Below are 17,781 nucleotides of genomic sequence, written 5' to 3' on the forward strand. Positions count from 1 at the left end.
CCAGGTTAGGGGGCCAGGGTGATATCGGCCTTGTCCGGATAGAACGCCACCCGGCCCGCGATCGCGGCCACCGCCGGGTAAGGCTGCTCGTAGGTCCAGATGGCATCCGGCACGCCGGCCACGTCGTAGTACCCCGCCTCACCCTTGTACGGGCAGTAGGTCGAGGTGTCGCTGCGGGTCAGCACGCCGGGAACGACATCGGCCAGCGGTAGGTACTGGACGGCCGGGTAGCTCGACTCCTGCAGGGTCAGCGCATCGTCGGTATCGGCGACGACGGCGCCGTCGACCCGCACCGTGACCCGCCGGCCGGTGGGTGTGATGGTGATGGGGTGCTCCGGGCCGGGCTCGAGCACAAGACGATCGGTCATACGGTGGACAACGTGTGGCGACCGGCCTGTGATTCCCGCCACGCGCCGGGTTTACGATCGACCGCATGGGAACCTCCGCACCGGCCGCTGCGAGCGCCGACGTCACCATCGCCGCCTCACCCGAGGCGGTATACGCGCTGATCACCGACCTGCAGACGATGGCGACGCTGGCCGAGGAGACGCACGCCATGGAGTGGGTCACCGGTAATGCGGCGGCCCCGGGCGCGGTATTCAAGGGCCACAACCGCAACGGGTCGAAGAAGTGGACCACCAAGTGCACCGTGACCGCCGCCGAGCCGGGCCGGACCTTCGCCTTCGACGTGAAGTCCACGGGCCTGCCGATCGCGCACTGGCGATATGACATCACGGCGACCGACGGCGGGTGCACGGTCACCGAGCAGACGTGGGACCGCAGGCCCGGCTGGTTCAAGCCGCTTGCCGGCCTGGCCACCGGTGTCAGCAACCGCGACACGGCGAATGCCGAACACATCAAGGTCACCTTGGCCCGGCTGAAGGCCAAGGCCGAGGGCTGACGCGCCCCGGGAGCGAGGCCTAAAACGCGTAGCGGTGGTACTGCGCCATGTACTTCGTCGCCCGGACCCCCGACATCGCCCGGCCCAGCACCCGGAACGCCCACGACACCTGGCCGAAGCTGTCCGTTTCGAACGGGGACTGCCACGCCAGCAGTCGCACGCCGGGCACCGCCGCCACGATCTCGTCGGGCCGGTTGATGCCCCAGTACAGCGTCGCACCCGACCTGCGCACCACCGCGTTGCTCCACTGCGTCCTGATCCCGAACCGGCTGAAGGCGTCGAATTGCAGTTCCCCACTGGGGAAGTGCGCCACGATCCGCCGCAGCAGCGCCACGCCGTCGGCCTCGGTCAGGTACATGGTGAGACCTTCGCCGAGCATCAGCACCGGGCGGTCGCGTGGGATATCGGCCAGCCAGCCGGGGTCGGTCACCGAGGCGGAAACCACCCGATACCCGTCGGCGGCAGGGTAGAGCTGCTCCCGCAGCGCAGCCACCTCGGGATAGTCGATGTCGTACCACAGCACGTCAGGTCCGGGCCCGACCCGGAAGAACCGGCTGTCCAGCCCGCATCCCAGATGCAGCACCACGGCGTGCGGATTCGCGGTGAGGAACTGGCGCGTCCAGCGGTCGAAGTGCGCCGAACGGGTGGTCACCGCAGGGGAATTCGCTGCAGTGATGGTGGTGCGGGACCAGTCGTAGTCGATGCGGTCGACGATCTGTTTGGCCCACCTGTCGTGCAAGATCGAATTCGGCAGGTCGGCATCGAGGGCCTTGGCGTAGAACGTCGCGAGCATGGTCTGCGGGGCCCCGCTGAGGTCGACTTCCACGTGGTCGGTCACCACCCGAGGCTAACCCGGGCGCGGCGCCGCGGTGGACGCACTGAACGCCGACCGGCGTGGCGTTCAGCCGGCCTTACTCTTGCGCCGCGCCTCGCGCAGCCCCACCCAGAACCGCGCCGCCTCCCGAATGGATTGCTCGACAGGTGTTGGCGCCCAGTCGAGTTCGCGTCTGGCCTTGCTGCAGTCAACCGGCGCCTCGGCACGCATCAGCCGCAGCGAGGCCAGGGAGAGTTTCTCGTCGGTGCCCTTCAGCCTGCCCTTCACCGTGCCCAGGGTGGCCAGCAGGTAGGTCAGCGGCAGCGGCAGCGACTTGGCCGGGGCGGGCACTCCGGCGGCTTCCGCGGCGATCCGCGCCACCTCGGCATTGCTGATCATCTTCTCCGAGATCAGGTAGCGCTCGCCGACCCGGCCCCGGGCGGCGGCCTTGATCAGCGCACGCGCGGCGTCGTTGACCCCGACGGCCTCGAGCTCGATCCCGCTCATCACGAACGGCAGCTTGCCGAACGCGGCGCCGGCGATGATCTCGCCGTGCGGGGTCCGGCCCCAGTCCCTACCGCCGTAGGTGGTGGACACGCACATGGCCACCGCCGGCAGGCCGCGCTCACGCGCATACTGCAGCACCAGCCGTTCGGCCTGAACCCGCGACCGTACGTAGGGCGTCAGCCCCTTCTCGGAGATGACGTCGGCTTCGGTGGCCACCCGCCCGCGGCGCCGGCCGACCGTGGCATAGCTGCTGGTGAACACGAACTTCTTGAGGCCAGAGGCGATTTCGGGCTCGGTCGCGATATCGAGCACGTGGCGCGTGCCCTCGACGTTGGTCCGGAACAGCGGCGCCGGGTCACGTAGCCAGCCGCGGGTGTCGACGACGCAGTAGTAGACGACATCGACTCCCGTCATCGCCGCGCGCAGGGCGGCGTCGTCCCAGATGTCACCGACGAAGCGCGTCACGTCCAGGTCGTCGATCCCGATGGTGTTGGCGCCCTCGCGCACCATCACCCGGACCTCCTCGCCGTCCTCGACCAGGGCGCGCACCACGTGCGAACCCAGGTAGCCGTTGCCGCCGATCACCAGGGACGTCATCTCCCACCCTTCATGTCCCGCATCCATGCCGCCGCCTCGTCGGGCAGCGTGCCCAGCTCCCCGGCCTTCTTGCACCACTTCATGGCCGCCGACACGAACCGCAGCGGGTTGTAGATGTCCTCCTGGCGCCGCCACAGCCCGTCGCCGGCGTAGGTGACGATCGAGATGTTCGTGGCGCTGATGATGGTGCCGTCGCCGGGATCGCGCATCGGGTTGTCCAGCTCGCAGATCACCCGGCCGGTCGGCTCATCGATCACGGTCCACAACGCCGGGAACGCGGTCATATAGCTGCCGGGGAAGGATTCCATGGTCTTCCAGATCCACGGCCGCACCTGTTCGCGGCCACGCATGGTGCCCGCCGCGTGTTCGATGTACTCGACGTCCTCGGTGTACTGGTCGACCCACGGATCCCAATTCCGCGTCTCGGCGGCACCGGCGACGGTCCGCTCGAATTGCGCGAATGCCTCTGCCAGCTCGGCACGGGTGAACAGCCTGCTCGTCACACCTCAAACTAGAACACGTTCTAACGACTCTTGTCGAGATTTTCACGAACGACGGGCGCGCACCAGCTTCACGATTCCGTATCCGATCGCGCTGAGGACCGCCGCCGCCGCCAGCCACGGGAGCATCAGTCCGAAGGCCAGCACGACATTCGACACCGCGGCCACCAGCAGGTCCCAGCCGCGTTCCACCTGCCCGAGGAAACCGCGGTACTCCTGCGGTGCGGGGCCTCCGACACGCTCGGCGCGGATCTCCACGTTCACGGTGCTGTAGTCGATCTGGGCACCGAGTGCGGCACGCTGCGCACGCAGGCTGTCCAGATCCGCCTGCCGCTGCGACAGCGCGTCCTCGGCCTTGATCAGCGCCTCCGGATCCTTGGCATCGCGCATGATGCCCAGCAGCCGGTCCACCGAGGTCTGCAGTGCGGTGATGCGCGCATCCAGGTCGACCCGCTGCGCGGTCACGTCGTCGGAGCTGATCTGCATGCTGTCCACCGTGCCGAGCTTCTTGATATCACCCAGCGCCGCATCGAGTTTCGCTGCGGGCACCCGCAGCACCAGCGAGATGTGCGCCCGGCCGGTCCCCGAACCGGCGTCCTCGGACCGGTTGTCGACGCGGCCACCCGCCGCGGTCGCGATGTCGGCGGCCTTGTCGGCCGTGGCCGGCACATCGGCGGCGGTCATCGTCACCGTCGCCGTTTTGATGATGTCGCGTTTCACGTCCGGTGCGGGCTCACCGGGCGGCGCCAACGGCGGGCCGCCGCCGGCATCGGAGAGTTTGGACTGCGGGGCTCCGGCCGCATTCGGTGCGGTGTGGTCACGCACCGGGGACCCGCCGGCACATCCGGTGAGCGCCACCAGGAGGACAACCAGGGCGAGGGCCTTTGCCATAGATCGAATGTACCGATTCGCTGTGAGTGCGCTGTAGGCCGAAGATTGCGAACCCGCACCGCCGATTCCGGCGAGGGCCTGTCGGCAACCGCGGAAAACCACCTGAAGCCGCGCAGGCGGCCCTAGGGTGACCGCATGTGGATCCGGCCGGTCCTGGCCGCCGCACTGCTCGCCATCGCCGTCGGCGCGGGGCCGCCCGCCGCCGCCGACACCTCGCGCCTGGTGCCTATCGGCGACGGGCGCTCCCTGTTCCTGGACTGTCAGGGATCCGGGGGGCCAACGGTGTTCGTCATCCCCGGGAAAGGCAGTTACGCGCAGGCCTGGAACGCCGCCATCGCGCCCGACGACCCGGTCCGGGCGTCCCCGTACGACCTCATCGAGGAGGCCGAGCCTGGACTCACCCCGGTCTCCACGCAGCCGCTGGTCGCCAGGACCACCCGGATCTGCACCTACGATCGACCCGGCACCCGCCCGGACGGCAGCGACCGCTCCACGGCGGTACCGCAACCGCACCATGTCCGCGACGATGTCGACGACGTCGTGAAACTTATTGCCGCGGCACATCTTCCGACGCCCATGGTGTTCGTCGCGCACTCCTACGGCGCGCTGATCCTGGATCTGCTGGCCCGCACCCACCCCGAACTGGTCGGCGGGATGGTGTTCTCCGAGCCGACATCGGAGTTCCTGATGGCGCTGGGCCGGCCGGATCAGAACGCCGCCTTCGACCGGGACGGCAGGGTGATCGACCCGCAGAGCCCCGAAGCGATCCTGGCCGATGACGCCTTCGGGCAGATCGCCGCGGCACCTCCCCTGCCCCGAGTGCCCGCCATCGTGCTCAGTGCGGACAAGTTCGCGCCCCCGTGGGCGCTCACACCGGACAATTACACGCAGGCGCAGATACACGCCGCCAACGATCTGCTGGCGGCCGCACTGGGCACCACCAATGTGGTCCTCCCCGGCACCGGCCACAACCAGATGCTGTATCAGCCGCAGGCCGTCGCCGACCAGATCACCGGCGTCGTCGCGCGGGTCCGCGACGGGAACTAACCGCACGTCACGGTGGTTATCACTACGTGACGTACAACAAGAATCCCGGGGCAGTGGACGCCCTGACCCCGGAGCAGTACCGGGTCACCCAGCGCGACGGCACGGAACGGCCCTTCACCGGTGAGTATTGGGACAACCACGAACCGGGTATCTACGTCGATGTGGTGTCGGGCGAGCCACTGTTCGCCTCGACCGACAAGTTCGACAGCGGTAGCGGCTGGCCCAGTTTCACGAAACCGATCAACGGCTCGAACGTGGTGGAGAAGCGCGACTTCTCGCACCTGATGATCAGAACCGAAGTGCGGTCGGCCACCGCCGACAGCCACCTCGGCCACCTGTTCACCGACGGGCCCCGCGACCGCGGAGGCTTGCGCTACTGCATCAACTCGGCTTCGCTGAGATTCATCCACCTCGACGACCTCGAGGCGCAGGGGTACGGCGAGTTCCGGACCCTTTTCCCGACACAGGAGGACAAGTGAGCAACAAGAAGGCGATTCTGGCCGGCGGCTGCTTCTGGGGCATGCAGGACCTGATCCGCAAGCAGCCCGGTGTCGTGTCCACCCGGGTCGGCTACACGGGCGGCCGAAACGACCACCCGACCTACCGCAACCACCCCGGCCACGCCGAGGCGATCGAGATCGTCTACGACCCGGCGCTGACCGACTACCGGGCGCTGCTGGAGTTCTTCTTCCAGATCCACGACCCGTCCACGAAGGACCGGCAGGGCAATGACATCGGCAGCAGCTACCGGTCGGCGATCTTCTACGTCGACGATGAGCAGAAGCAGGTGGCGCTGGACACCATCGCCGATGTGGACGCCTCGGGCCTGTGGCCCGGCAAGGTGGTGACCGAAGTGGTGCCCGAGGCCGACTTCTGGCAGGCCGAACCGGAGCATCAGGACTACCTGGTGCGCTACCCGTCGGGCTACACCTGCCACTTCCCGCGACCGGGCTGGAAGCTGCCCAAGCGGGCCGAGGTCTAAGCCTTAGGGCGCAACACCACCCGGCCGCCGCGCTTGGGCGTGAAGGCCACTCCTCGTGAGTGCACCTTCTCCCCCGGCGCGGTGGTCGTGGTGAGGGTGAAGTGCCGCAACACCGTGCGCAGCACGATGTCCATCTCCACATTCGCGAACACGGCGCCGACGCAGCGGCGGGTGCCACCGCCGTAAGCCGCCCAGGCCAGCGGCGGCCGGGTCCCCATGAAGCGCTCGGGATCGAATCGGTCGGCGTCCGCGAACTCGCGCTGGTGCAGCTGCGAGAGGCTGACCATGATCGAATGACCTTGCGGGACAACCCATTCACCCATCTCGAAGGTCGGCGAATGGACATGTCTACCCGCGAAGTCGATGACGGTGCGGTTGCGCTGGGTCTCCAGGATGACGGCCTGCCGGTACTCGTTACCGTCGCCGTCCGCCTCGTCGACCAGCCGGGCCAGCACCTGCGGATGCCGGCTGATCCGCTCGAACACCCAGGCCAGAGTGGAGGCCGTGGTCTCGTGTCCGGCGGCCAGCAACGTCAGGAGTTCGTCGGCGATGTCCTGGCGTGACATCGCGGTGCCGTCCTCGTAGGTGCTGCGCAGCAGCAACGCCAGCACATCGTCGCGATCGGCCAGGCCGGGATCCGCGCGCACCTCGTCGATCAGCCGGCCCACCACGTTGTCGTACCGGCGCCGGTACTCGGCCAACCGCCCCCACGGACTCAGCCGCCCGTAATCGCGCTTCGGACTGGGCATCGTGGCCACCCGGGAGCCCAGCGTCACCCATGGCGGGATGATCCGGCGCAATTCGTCCAGGTGCGCACCATCGGCCCCGAACACCGCCCGCAGGATCGCGTTCAAGGTGATCCGCATCATCGGCTCGAGCGTCGGAAACTCCTGCCCGACGGGCCAGTCTGTGGCCTCGCGCAGCGTCTCCTCCTCGAAGATCCGCTCGTAGTTCTTGATGCTCTTGCCGTGGAACGGCGGGGTCAGCAGCTTGCGGCGGCGGCGGTGCTCGGCCCGGTCCAGCGCGAACACCGAGCCGGGCCCGAGCACCCGGGAGAGATTCGGCTGGATATTGCCGACGTCGTCGGTGTGGGCGGTGAAGAGCTGCTTGGCCAGGTGTGGGTCGGCGACGATCACGGTCTGGCCGAACACCGGCAGGCTGATGGTGACCGCGGGGCCGTACCGGCGAACCAGCATCTCGGTCATCGGCCGGCGGAACAGGGCGAAGGCGATGCCCTGCAGCGAGCGGGCCACGCGCGGGCCGGGCGGCAGATGCACCGCACGGACGGAAGCGGGCTGCTCCGAAGTCTTCAAGGCCGTCTCAGTCATGCGCACTCCAGACCCGTACGTTGGTACTTCTGTGTACCAATGGCGTGTGCGTCACGGTACTCTGCGGTACCGATTGGGCGCAAGAGCTTCCGGTAGGACATTTCGGGGGCGCGCAGCGGCCTCGGCTCGGGCTTCAGCCCAGGATCAGCCGCGCCGAACGCTCCAGGCGCGGCGCGATATCGGCATAGGAGACGTACCCCATGCCCGCGCGGACCAGGGCACCCGAATAGAGCAGCTCCAGCGTCTCGATGACGGCGATATCGGTTCCAGGACCGAGCGCGGCCATCAGCCGCTGCCGGATGTCGAGGCCGATGCGCTGGCGCAACACCTCGACATCGGCATCGCGGGCCAGTAGGGCACTGGTGACGGCACCGGCGAACTCGGGTTCGTCGGCCACCAGCAGCGCGATGTGGCGCAGCACCCCGATCGCCCTGGCCGCCGCGTCGCCGTCACCGGGCTCGGTGGGTGCCGACGCCGCGAGCCGGCGCCAGAACACCTCGGCGACAAGGTGTTCCTTCGAGGAGAAGTAGGTGTAGGCGGTGGCCGCCCCCACGCCCGCATCCGCGGCCACCCGGCGCACGGTCAGTGCGGCGAAACCTTCGCGGTTGAGCAGTCCGATCGCGGCGTTGCCAAGGCGCTCGACGGTATCGGCCTGCTTGGCGCTCAGACGCCGCCGAGTCGACTCCACAGCCGCGTCGGACACGTGTCTGGACGCTACTACAACGACCAGGTACCAGCAACGGTAGGTTGGCTGCCATGAGTGCAGCCGACATCGCCCTGCCACCTGACGCCGCGCGGCTCTTCGAGTTCGCCGAGACCGTCATCGGCTTCATGCCCGCCGATGAGGGCCGGGCCCTGTACGACGCGGCCGTGCACTACCTCCGCGGTGGCATCGGAGTCGAGATCGGCACCTACTGCGGCAAGTCGACGGTGTTGCTCGGGGCCGCCGCCCGCCAGGTCGGCGGCGTCATCTACACCGTCGACCACCACCACGGCTCCGAGGAACACCAGCCCGGCTGGGAGTATCACGACACCACCCTGGTCGACCCGGTCACCGGACGTTTCGACACCCTGCCCACGCTGCGGCACACCCTGGACCTGGCCGGCCTTGAGGACAGTGTCATCCCGATCGTCGGCAAGTCCCCGACCGTGGCGCAGGTGTGGCGAACGCCGTTGCAATTCCTGTTCATCGACGGCGGCCACACCGAGGAGCATGCCCAGCGCGACTACGACGGGTGGGCCACATGGGTCGCACCCGGCGGCGGCCTGGTGATCCACGACGTCTTCCCCGACCCGAAGGACGGCGGCCAGGCGCCGTATCACATCTACCGTCGCGCAATCGATTCCGGTGACTTCCGCGAGGTCTCCGTCACCAGCTCCCTGCGGCTGCTGGAGCGCGTGAGCTAGACGAACGGACGCCTGCCGTCCACCCGTTCGACGTTTCGGCCCTCTATCGTGCGCGGCGCCATGACCGCACACCCGCACCTGCCTCCCGGTCCGCCGCTGCCGCGCGCGGTGCAGGGCGCGCTCGGCGTCGCCGACCGGATTCGCGCACTGGCGATCCTGCGCGCGCGATACGGCTCGGCTTTCTCGATCGACCTGCCGATCTTCGGTCACCTGGTGGTGCTCAGCGATCCCGGCCAGGTGCGCGAGCTGTTCCGGTGCGGTCCTGCGGTGGTCGATACGACCGAGGCCAATCTGGGCCGCGTGATGGGCCCGCATTCGTTGTTCGCATTGACCGGCGACCGGCACCTCGCCCGGCGCAAACTGCTCACACCGCCGTTCCACGGCCGCCGGCTGACGGCCTTCGAGCAGATCGCCGAACAGGAGACGCTCCGCGAGGCCGCGAACTGGCCGGTGGCACAGGAGTTCCCGATGCTGCCGTCGATGATGCGTATCACGTTGAACGTCATCCTGCGGGCCGTGTTCGGGGCCGACGGCCAGGAGTTGCAGCAGCTGCGCGCGGTGCTGCCACCGGCGATCCGGCTGGGCTCGGCCTTGTCACTCATCCCTGTGCCGCAATGGGATTGGGGACGTTGGAGCCCGTGGGGCCGGGTATACCGGTACCGCCGCGAGTACGACACCATCGTGGGCCGGCTGATCGACAAGGCGCTGGCCGATCCCGCGCTGGCCGATCGCGACGATGTGCTGGCCACGCTGCTGCAGAGCAGATACGAAGACGGCAGCCCGATGTCCCGGGCCGAGATCGCCGATGAGCTCCTCACGATGCTCGCGGCCGGCCACGAGACGACGGCCACCACCTTGGCCTGGGCGGCGGAACGGCTGCAACGGCACCCGGGCGTGCTGGCCCGGCTCACCGCCGAGCTGGACCGGGGCGCAACGGATCTGCTCGACGCCACCATCCTCGAGGTACTGCGGGCCCGGCCCGTCATCGACGTGACGTTCCGGCAGGTGAAAAGCCCGATGCTGCAGCTCGGCCCATGGCGGCTGCCGCGGGGTCAGACCATCGTCGCCGGTATCGGACTGCTGCACTCGGACCCGACGGTGTTCCCCGATCCGCATCGGTTCGACCCGGACCGCTTCCTGCGCCGGCCGCCCAACGCGGGTGAGTGGATGCCCTACGGGGGTGGGGTCCGGCGCTGTATCGGCGCCGCATTCGCGACGATGGAGATGCGGGTGGTGTTGCGCACGCTGTTGCTCGAACACACCCTCGTGACCACGACCGCACCGAGTGAACGGTCCCGGTCCCGCGGGGTGGCCGTCGCGCCGGCGCGGGGCGCCCGGGTGCGACTCGACAGGCGGACCTAGCGGCCCGAAGCCGCACAGGCGCAGTCGAACTCGTCCTCCAGCCCGCGCGGCAACCCGGCACCGCGGAAGATACCGCTGGCCGGGCTGGTCGAGGACAACGCATCGGCGGCCAGGATCATCGCCGCGCCGGTCCAGGTGGTGCGCTCCTCGGGCCAGCGCTTGCCGTCGGCGAACACCAGCCCCGTCCAGTAGGAGCCGTCGGTCTCGCGCAGGTGCTGCATGGCGGCGAACTGCTGGTGTGCCCGCGCCCGGTCGCCGACCGCATCCAGCGCCATCACCAGCTCGCAGGTCTCCGCACCGGTGACCCACGGCCGATGGTCCACGCACCGGATGCCCAGGCCGTCGACCACGAAGTCATCCCAGCGGTCCTCGATCCGGGCCCGCGCGGCGGCACCGCGCACCGCACCGCCCAGTATCGGGTAGTACCACTCCATCGCGTGGGTGTCCTTCGGACTGAACGCATCCGGATGCTCGGCGATCACATGGCCGAGCTGTCCGACGGCCACCTCCCATTCGGGCTGCGGTTCGTCGAGATAGTTCGCCAGCGCCAGCGCACACCTGATGCTGTGGTAGATGCTCGCACACCCGGTCAGCAAGGCCTCGTCCATCATCCCGGCATCGCTTCTGGCCCAGCTGATCTGGCCGCCGGGCAGCTGCATGCTGAGCACCAACTCGATAGCCCGGCTGACCGTCGGCCACATCTGCAGTGCAAAGCGCCGGTCCCCGGTGATCAGCACGTGGTGCCAGACTCCGGTGGCGATGTAGGCGCAGAAGTTGCTGTCGGTGTTGGCGTCCTCGATGACACCGTTGCGCGTTTGGATCGGCCACGACCCGTCGGCCCGTTGGGTGCTGCGGCACCAGTCGAATCCGGCCCGAGCCGGCTCGAGAAGACCTGCGACGGTCAGCGCCATCAGGTTCTCGACGTGATCCCACGGGTCGGTGTGACCGCCCACCGACCACGGCACGGCACCGTCGGACTCCTGGGTGTCGGCGATGGACTGAGCCGTCTGCAGGCACTGCAGCGGCGTCAATACACCTGACACACCGGGAATCTCGTGGTGGCGCATGGTGTCCTACGCGGCCGGCTTGGCGAAGTAGAGCGCCACACTCTTGCCGATCAGCGGGTTCAGCACGTCCTCGGCGGTGCGCGTCAGCCACGGCCGGCTCATCATGTCCCACACCAGCAGCTTGTGATAAGCGGTGACCACGGGGTGTTTCGGTTTATCCACGCCGACGGCGCATTTCAGCCACCAAAACGGAGCGTGCAGCGCGTGTGCGTGATGGGCGTGGACGAACGTCAACCCGCGGGAGGTGATCTTGTCCCGCAGCTCGTCGGCGCGATAGATGCGGATGTGTCCGCCCTCGTTGGCGTGGTACTCGTCCGACAGCAGCCAGCACACCTTCTCCGGCAGCCAGCGCGGTACCGTGACCGCGAGCTTGCCGCCGGGCTTGAGCACCCGCACCAGCTCGGCGATCGCCGCGTCATCGGCGGGCACGTGCTCCAGGATCTCCGAAGCGATGACGACATCGAAGGTGCCGTCGCCGTAGGGCAGATCCAGGGCGTCGCCCTTGACCGCTTCCGCGCGTGCCCCGGCCGGAGCCTCGCCCTGTTCCTTCATCGCGGTCAGGATGGCGTCGACATCGTTGAGGTCCTCGACGCTCTGGTCGAAGGCGATGACGTCGGCACCGCGCCGGTAAGCCTCGAACGAGTGCCGGCCGGCACCGCAGCCCACGTCGATCACCGAGGTGCCGGGTCCGACACCCAGGCGGTCATAGTCGACGGTCAGCACGACGTCATCCTCTCGTGGTCCTCTCGATTGCCTTCTCATACACCGAAACCGTCTGTGCGGCAACCGATTCCCAACTGAACACGGCCAGGGCCCGCTGGCGTCCGGCCGCGCCGAGCTTGCGGCGTTGCGCCGGGGAGTCCAACAGCTCGCCGAGCACGGCAGTCAGTCGATCGATATTGCCCGGCGGCACCAAGCGGGCGCATTCGCCTTCGGCGCCCAGCACTTCGGGCAGCGCTCCCGCGCGGCTCGCCACGATGGGCGTGCCGCTGGCCATCGCCTCCACGGCAGGCAGCGAGAATCCCTCGTAAAGGGAAGGAATGCAAGCGATCTCAGCCGAGGCCAGCAAGCCGGCCAGCTCCTCGTCGGGCAGGCCGGACGAGCTGTGCACGATATCGGAGATGCCGAGTTCGGCGATCAACTTCTCGGTGGGTCCGTTGGGCTCCAGCTTGGACACCAACTGCACGTCCAGATTGTGGTGAGCGCGCAGCCTGGAGACCGCATGCAGCAGATTGCTGACACCCTTGAGCGGAACGTCGGCGCTGGCGATCGCGATGATGCGGCCGGGCACCCGGTGGTCTGCCGGCCGGAACAGGTCGGTGTCGACCCCGAGCGGCACCACATGCAGCTGGTCGTCGGCCACCCCGAAGTCCTCGGCGATATCGGCACCCGATGTCGTCGACACGGTCAGCAGTTCGGGGATCCGGCGGGCCACCCGCTTCTGCATCTCGGCGAATCCGTACCAGCGCCGCACCAGGGGTTTGCGCCACCAGGTGGCGGCGGCCACCTCCAGCACCCGGTCCCGGGTGATCGGATGGTGCACGGTCGCGACCAGCGGGATATCCCTGGCGATCCCCAGCAGGGCGCTGCCCAGGCTCTGGTTGTCGTGCACGACGTCGAACTCGTCACGACGTTCGGCCAGGATCCGGGCCACGCGCATGCAGAACGTGCGGGGTTCAGGGAAGCCGGCGGACCACATGGTGAACAGCTCCAGCAGATCGATGCCGTCCCGGATCTCACTGGGACGCGGCACCCGGAACGGATCGGGTTCGCGGTAGAGATCCAGACTCGGCACCTTGGTCAGCCGGACGCGCGGATCCAGCCCTTCCGGATACGGCTGGCCGGAGAACACCTCGACGTCGTGGCCGAGCTCGACCAGACCGCGGGACAGGTGCCGGACGTACACACCTTGGCCACCGCAGTGCGTCTTGCTTCGATACGAAAGCAGGGCGATACGCACGTCAGCTCAATCCGCTGAACTGCGGCGAGACACACTGGACATGTGTCCAGACTATAGTTTGACGAGCTAGCAGACGCAACGCGGACGCGGAGTCACCACCGGCGGGGCAGCACAAAGGCAAACGGTGTCGGGAAGCCGAGCCCGGTCAGCCCGCCACGCCGGAAGGTGTCGATCGCCACCTCGCGCACCTGTCCGGAACTGGGCTCATAGCAACGCAACCGACCCTCGCCCGCGCCGACGACGAGGATCCAGTGCCGGGGCAGGAACCGGCCGACGAGCACCGCCACCGGGCGCCCTGCCCGCACCGCCGAGAGCACATCGGACAGTGTGTCCCGGCCACCGGGCGGCAGGCCGCGGAACAGTCGCCACCGGTACCGGACCGGGCTGTGCGCGCTGATGGCCCGGGCCACCCCGACCGGCGTGGTCCCCAGCCGGCGCGGCCAGAGCCGGTTGACCAGACGGTGCACCCGGCCCTGTTCGGCGTGGAAGAGGTGCGGGGTCTGCAGCGCTTCGCGGTACCCCGGATCCAGCAGCGCACCCGCCACCACCGCCACGGTCGGTCCGCACGTGACGCCATCGCGCTGCCGCAGGCCCGCGAGTTTCATCATGCTCAAGGCTAGCGACGGCACCAGCAAACTGCCTAGGCTCGACGCCGTGTCCGGTACCCCTGGTTTCGGATACAGCTTTCTGACAACATTACCGGCGAGTAGGTATCGCGCTCTTCAACGTAGCGGGGTGGGACATGGCGCAACAGGTTGCTGTAGTGGCCGCGGCCGGGACCGAAGGCGGCGGTGCGGCGCTGGACCAGGTCATCGGGATGTCGGTGGCCACCGCCATCATCACCGCCGGACTGTTGTGGATCGGCTACCTGCACCGTCAGCGCCGGATCACCTGGCTGCACGATCTCGCCGAGAAAACCGGCCGCACGATGAACCGCCCCGGCTGGGTGGCCCTGCCCGCGCTGCTGTTCACCTCGACCATCATCTGCGCCATGTTCGGCTTTATCTGGGATGTCAGCCTGCACATCGGCAAGGGCCGCGACGCCGGTCCGCTGGCCAACCCGGCCCACTACTTCATCCTGATCGGCTTGTTCCTGCTCTTCATCGCCGGATCCCTGTCGATCATCCTGCCCTACGACAAGCCTGGGCCGGCCGCGGTGAAGATCACCCGGACCTGGTATGCACCCGTCGGCGGCATCCTGATGGCCGGCTGCGGGCTGTACGCCCTGATCGGCTTCCCCCTGGATGACATCTGGCATCGGATCTTCGGCCAGGACGTCACCCTGTGGGGTCCCACTCACCTCATGCTCATCGGTGGCGCGGGCCTGTCCCTGGTGGCCACGCTGCTGCTCACCCGGGAGGGCGATATCGCCAGGGGCGCCGAGGCGCCGGAGCAGCGCCGCAGCATCCTGGCGTATCTGGCGTGCGGCGGCCTGGTCATCGGCCTGTCGGTGTTCCCGGTCGAATACGACTTCGGCGTCGAACAGTTCCGGTTGGTGCTGCACCCCATGCTCATCGCCGCGGCGGCCGCCATGTCCCTGGTCGTCACACGGCTGTTCCTCGGCCGCTTCGCCACCTTCGGTGCGATCGCCTTCGCCTTCCTCATCCGCGGCCTGGTGGCACTGGTCGTCGGACCCGTACTGGGCGCACCGCACAGCTGGTTCGCGCTCTACCTCGGGTCGGCCATCGTGGTGGAACTCCTCGGGCTCACGCCACTTGTCAAGCGGCCCATCCTGTTCGGTGCGGTTGCCGGTCTGGGCGTCGGGTCCGTGGGCATGTGGTTGGAGTCGTTCTGGGTCGACGCCGTCTTCCGCAACCCGTGGCCGCAGAGCATGTGGGGCGAGGCGCTGGCCACCTCGGTGCCGGTGGCCGTCGGGATGGGCATGTGCGGTGCGCTGCTCGCCATCGTGCTCACCGGCCAGAAACTGCCGCAGCGCCCCGTCGGCATCGGGATCGTCGCCGCCACCGTGCTGGTCATCGCCGGCGCCGTCGCCAACGGTCTCAACACCACGGTGCCGGAGGATGCCAGCGCGCAGATCACCCTCACCGACGTGCCGAGCGACGCCGGCCAGCGACTGGCGAACGCCGACGTCAAGATCACGCCGGCCAACCTGATCAGCGCCGACCCCGAATGGGTGTCCATCCTGGCCTGGCAGGGCAAGCTCGACCACGAGCGTGGTTTGGTCATCGACCACCTGGAGCGGGTCGGCCCGGGCCACTACCGGTCCACGCGCCCCATTCCGGTGTGGGGCACCTGGAAGACGGTGCTGCGCGTGCAGGACGGCCGGACCATGGCCGCCGTGCCGATCTTCCTGCCCGCCGACCCCGGTATCGGCGCCGAGGAGACCCCGGCGCTGGCCTCGACCTCGCGTGACTTCACCGAGGAGATCCAGGTGCTGCAGCGCGAACGCAACCTCGACGTCCCGTCCTGGCTGTACAGCGCGGCATCGCTGGTGGTGCTGGTGTGCTCGCTGATCCTGGTGGCATTGCTGAGTTGGGGTGCGGGACGGATCAATTCGCGCGAACAGCACAGCACCACCGAGACCCGGGAACCCGTCGGACAGCCGTGACCGTTCTCGCCGACCATTCGCTCTGGCTGGCACTGCCCGCGTTCGCACCGGCCGTCGTGGTGGCCGGGGTGGTCGCCTGGGTGGCCGTCCGCGATCGGCGGGCCGGCCCCGAGGACAGTTCTGACAGCGAGAACGCAGGTTCGACCGACGAGGATGGTTCAGCGTGACTCTCATCAAGACACTTGCCGCCGTGTGCGCCGCCGCCCTGATCGCCGGCTGCGGTAGCTCGACGACGCCGGAGAACACCGGCACCACGTCGAGCACCGGGACCGCCGCGCCCGAGATGACGGACCAGCAGTCCCCGCCGGAACGCGTCGTCATCGACGTCACCATCGCCGGCGGCAACGTCACCCCGACCAACCAGCAGGTGCAGGCCAAGGTCAAGCAGCCGATCATCGTCCGGATCAACAGTGACGCCGCCGACCAGCTGCACGTGCACTCCAACCCCGAGCACACCTTCGACATCAAGCCGGAGAACGGTCAGGCGTTCCAGTTCACCGTGGACGTGCCCGGCAAGGTCGATGTCGAACTGCACCACCTGGACAAGACCGTCGCGACCATCACGGTGCAGTGATCCTGGCGCACGGGCTGGGCGGCTCGGCCGATCTGCCCATCCCGCTGACCTATGCCCTGATCGGCGCGGCGTGGGCCCTCACCTTCACCTTCGCGGTGGTGGCACTGGCATGGCGTAGACCCCGCTTCGACCCTGCGACGCCGGGGCGGCCGTTGCCGCACTGGGTGACGGCGGCGGTGGACTCGAGCGTGACCCGCGCGGCGGTCGGTCTGCTGGGGCTGGCGTTCGCGGGGTGGGTCGCGGTGGCTGCGGCGTTCGGTCCGCAGAACTCGTCGAATGCCCTGACCGGGGTGTTCTACGTGCTGCTGTGGGTCGGATTGGTCGCGCTGTCAGTCCTTTTCGGACCGGTGTGGCGGGTGCTCTCACCGGTACGGACCGTCGCCCGGCTGTTCCGGGTACGCGCTTCGTCCTATCCCGAGCGATTCGGCTACTGGCCGGCCGCCTTCGGATTGTTCGCCTTCGTATGGCTCGAGCTGGCCAGCCCGGACCCCGGTTCGCTTGGGGCCGTGAAGATCTGGCTGTTGATCTACCTCGGTGTCACCCTGGGTGGCACTTTCGCCTTCGGCACTCGGTGGTGCTCACACGCCGACCCGTTCGAGGTGTACAGCGTGGTGGCATCACGGTGCTCCCCGGTGCGGCGCAACGCCGATGGGCGCATCGCGGTCGGCAACCCGTTCGACCACCTCCCGACCTTGCCGGTCCGGCCCGCAACGGTGACGGTGCTCGCCGTCCTGCTGGGGTCGACGGCCTTCGACAGCTTCTCGGCGACACCGGCGTGGCGCGGGTTCGTCGACGCGCACACCTCAGGTGCGTGGCAGCCAACGTTTTTCAAGACGTTCGGGCTTGCGGTATTCGTCTTGATCGTGGCGCTGACGTTCAGTCTCGCGGCCCGGGCCACCGGCGGGGTGAGCCGGGAGCGGCGCCGGGAGTTGCCGGGGCTGATGGCGCACTCCCTCATCCCGATCGTCATCGGCTATGTGTTCGCGCACTACCTGACCTATCTGGTCGAGAAGGGTCAGCAGACCGTCTACGCGCTGTTGGGTACGCACGATGCGCACGTGTATTACGTGCTGTCCCTGCATCCGTCGGTACTGGCCACGTCGAAGGTCCTGTTCGTGGTCGGTGGCCATATCGCCGGGGTGATCGCCGCACACGACTGCGCACTGCGTGTTCTGCCCAAGCGGCATCAGCTGACCGGCCAACTCGCGATGATGCTCGTGATGGTCGGCTACACCTTCACCGGCCTGTACCTGCTGTTCGGCGGTTAGGCTTTGG

Annotated in this window: 21 protein-coding genes; 10 read left to right on the top strand and 11 right to left on the bottom strand. The window is 68.4% G+C overall.

The genetic code is table 11. The annotated features are described in order from the left end of the window. Window positions 1-5 precede the first annotated feature (5 nt). Window positions 6-368: a DUF427 domain-containing protein gene (locus FHU31_RS00300; RefSeq protein ID WP_090362096.1), complete on the bottom strand. Its 363-nt coding sequence runs from the start codon at window positions 366-368 to the stop codon at window positions 6-8. A 65-nt stretch (window positions 369-433) separates the two neighbouring features. On the opposite strand from FHU31_RS00300, the gene FHU31_RS00305 reads away from it, so the two are divergent. Next, window positions 434-901, top strand: coding sequence for an SRPBCC family protein (locus FHU31_RS00305; protein WP_167154479.1), 468 nt, complete (start codon window positions 434-436; stop codon window positions 899-901). Between the two features lie 19 nt (window positions 902-920). On the opposite strand, the gene FHU31_RS00310 is transcribed toward FHU31_RS00305, so the two are convergent. From FHU31_RS00310 to FHU31_RS00325, 4 genes are all read right to left on the bottom strand, one after another. Next, on the bottom strand, window positions 921-1,694 hold the full coding sequence (locus FHU31_RS00310; protein ID WP_167160455.1) for a class I SAM-dependent methyltransferase: 774 nt from the start codon (window positions 1,692-1,694) through the stop codon (window positions 921-923). Window positions 1,695-1,802: 108 nt separating this feature from the next. Next, entirely contained in the window at window positions 1,803-2,819 is a 1,017-nt protein-coding gene (locus FHU31_RS00315; RefSeq protein ID WP_167154482.1) for an NAD-dependent epimerase/dehydratase family protein, read from the bottom strand. Further along, window positions 2,816-3,322, bottom strand: coding sequence for a nuclear transport factor 2 family protein (locus tag FHU31_RS00320; RefSeq protein WP_167154485.1), 507 nt, complete (start codon window positions 3,320-3,322; stop codon window positions 2,816-2,818). Before FHU31_RS00320 ends, FHU31_RS00315 begins: the two co-directional genes overlap by 4 nt. A 42-nt stretch (window positions 3,323-3,364) precedes the next feature. Beyond that, entirely contained in the window at window positions 3,365-4,177 is an 813-nt protein-coding gene (locus tag FHU31_RS00325; RefSeq protein WP_409371202.1) for a DUF4349 domain-containing protein, read from the bottom strand. Between the two features lie 168 nt (window positions 4,178-4,345). On the opposite strand from FHU31_RS00325, the gene FHU31_RS00330 reads away from it, so the two are divergent. From FHU31_RS00330 to msrA, 3 genes are read left to right on the top strand one after another with little or no spacing between them, the layout of a single operon-like run. Then, window positions 4,346-5,257: an alpha/beta fold hydrolase gene (locus FHU31_RS00330; protein WP_167154490.1), complete on the top strand. Its 912-nt coding sequence runs from the start codon at window positions 4,346-4,348 to the stop codon at window positions 5,255-5,257. 26 nt (window positions 5,258-5,283) lie between these two features. Beyond that, complete coding sequence (gene msrB, locus FHU31_RS00335) at window positions 5,284-5,736, top strand: peptide-methionine (R)-S-oxide reductase MsrB (RefSeq protein WP_167154493.1); 453 nt, start codon at window positions 5,284-5,286, stop codon at window positions 5,734-5,736. Beyond that, window positions 5,733-6,239 (top strand): peptide-methionine (S)-S-oxide reductase MsrA, encoded by a 507-nt coding sequence (gene msrA, locus FHU31_RS00340; RefSeq protein WP_457920357.1) that lies wholly within the window; start codon window positions 5,733-5,735, stop codon window positions 6,237-6,239. Before msrB ends, msrA begins: the two co-directional genes overlap by 4 nt. Here msrA and FHU31_RS00345 read toward each other — a convergent pair. Both FHU31_RS00345 and FHU31_RS00350 read right to left on the bottom strand, forming a co-directional pair. Continuing rightward, window positions 6,236-7,567, bottom strand: a complete 1,332-nt coding sequence (locus FHU31_RS00345; RefSeq protein WP_167154495.1) for a cytochrome P450 — start codon at window positions 7,565-7,567, stop codon at window positions 6,236-6,238. The genes msrA and FHU31_RS00345 overlap by 4 nt on opposite strands. Window positions 7,568-7,700: 133 nt before the next feature. Further along, complete coding sequence (locus tag FHU31_RS00350) at window positions 7,701-8,270, bottom strand: TetR family transcriptional regulator (RefSeq protein ID WP_167154497.1); 570 nt, start codon at window positions 8,268-8,270, stop codon at window positions 7,701-7,703. A 53-nt stretch (window positions 8,271-8,323) separates the two neighbouring features. Between FHU31_RS00350 and FHU31_RS00355 the strand changes: the two genes are divergently transcribed. Then, window positions 8,324-8,974, top strand: a complete 651-nt coding sequence (locus FHU31_RS00355) for a class I SAM-dependent methyltransferase (RefSeq protein ID WP_167154500.1) — start codon at window positions 8,324-8,326, stop codon at window positions 8,972-8,974. A 48-nt stretch (window positions 8,975-9,022) separates the two neighbouring features. Next, a complete protein-coding gene (locus FHU31_RS00360) occupies window positions 9,023-10,336 on the top strand; it encodes a cytochrome P450 (protein WP_409371195.1) in 1,314 nt (437 codons plus the stop codon). Here the strand turns inward: FHU31_RS00360 and FHU31_RS00365 are convergent. The 4 genes from FHU31_RS00365 to FHU31_RS00380 all read right to left on the bottom strand — a co-directional run bounded on the left by FHU31_RS00365 (window position 10,333) and on the right by FHU31_RS00380 (window position 13,968). Then, window positions 10,333-11,403: an MMP endo-(1,4)-3-O-methyl-alpha-D-mannosidase gene (locus FHU31_RS00365; protein WP_167154505.1), complete on the bottom strand. Its 1,071-nt coding sequence runs from the start codon at window positions 11,401-11,403 to the stop codon at window positions 10,333-10,335. The two genes, FHU31_RS00360 and FHU31_RS00365, sit on opposite strands and share 4 nt — an antisense overlap. A 6-nt stretch (window positions 11,404-11,409) precedes the next feature. After that, window positions 11,410-12,126, bottom strand: a complete 717-nt coding sequence (locus tag FHU31_RS00370) for a class I SAM-dependent methyltransferase (protein ID WP_167154508.1) — start codon at window positions 12,124-12,126, stop codon at window positions 11,410-11,412. A gap of 4 nt (window positions 12,127-12,130) precedes the next feature. After that, window positions 12,131-13,363 (bottom strand): MMP alpha-(1->4)-mannosyltransferase, encoded by a 1,233-nt coding sequence (locus FHU31_RS00375; RefSeq protein ID WP_167154510.1) that lies wholly within the window; start codon window positions 13,361-13,363, stop codon window positions 12,131-12,133. Between the two features lie 92 nt (window positions 13,364-13,455). After that, complete coding sequence (locus FHU31_RS00380) at window positions 13,456-13,968, bottom strand: cysteine peptidase family C39 domain-containing protein (RefSeq protein WP_167154512.1); 513 nt, start codon at window positions 13,966-13,968, stop codon at window positions 13,456-13,458. A 137-nt stretch (window positions 13,969-14,105) separates the two neighbouring features. Here FHU31_RS00380 and FHU31_RS00385 point away from each other — a divergent pair, with 137 nt between their 5' ends. Genes FHU31_RS00385 through FHU31_RS00400 form a run of 4 tightly spaced genes read left to right on the top strand, consistent with a single transcriptional unit; the run spans window position 14,106 to window position 17,774 of the window. Beyond that, window positions 14,106-15,932 (top strand): hypothetical protein, encoded by a 1,827-nt coding sequence (locus FHU31_RS00385; RefSeq protein ID WP_167154515.1) that lies wholly within the window; start codon window positions 14,106-14,108, stop codon window positions 15,930-15,932. Continuing rightward, on the top strand, window positions 15,929-16,099 hold the full coding sequence (locus FHU31_RS00390) for a hypothetical protein (RefSeq protein ID WP_167154517.1): 171 nt from the start codon (window positions 15,929-15,931) through the stop codon (window positions 16,097-16,099). Before FHU31_RS00385 ends, FHU31_RS00390 begins: the two co-directional genes overlap by 4 nt. Next, entirely contained in the window at window positions 16,096-16,506 is a 411-nt protein-coding gene (locus FHU31_RS00395) for a hypothetical protein (RefSeq protein WP_167154521.1), read from the top strand. The genes FHU31_RS00390 and FHU31_RS00395 overlap by 4 nt, the downstream gene beginning before the upstream one ends. Next, on the top strand, window positions 16,503-17,774 hold the full coding sequence (locus FHU31_RS00400; RefSeq protein ID WP_167154525.1) for a hypothetical protein: 1,272 nt from the start codon (window positions 16,503-16,505) through the stop codon (window positions 17,772-17,774). The genes FHU31_RS00395 and FHU31_RS00400 overlap by 4 nt, the downstream gene beginning before the upstream one ends. The last annotated feature ends 7 nt before the right edge of the window (window positions 17,775-17,781 follow it).

The organism is Mycolicibacterium fluoranthenivorans, from assembly GCF_011758805.1.
GTDB lineage: Bacteria > Actinomycetota > Actinomycetes > Mycobacteriales > Mycobacteriaceae > Mycobacterium > Mycobacterium fluoranthenivorans.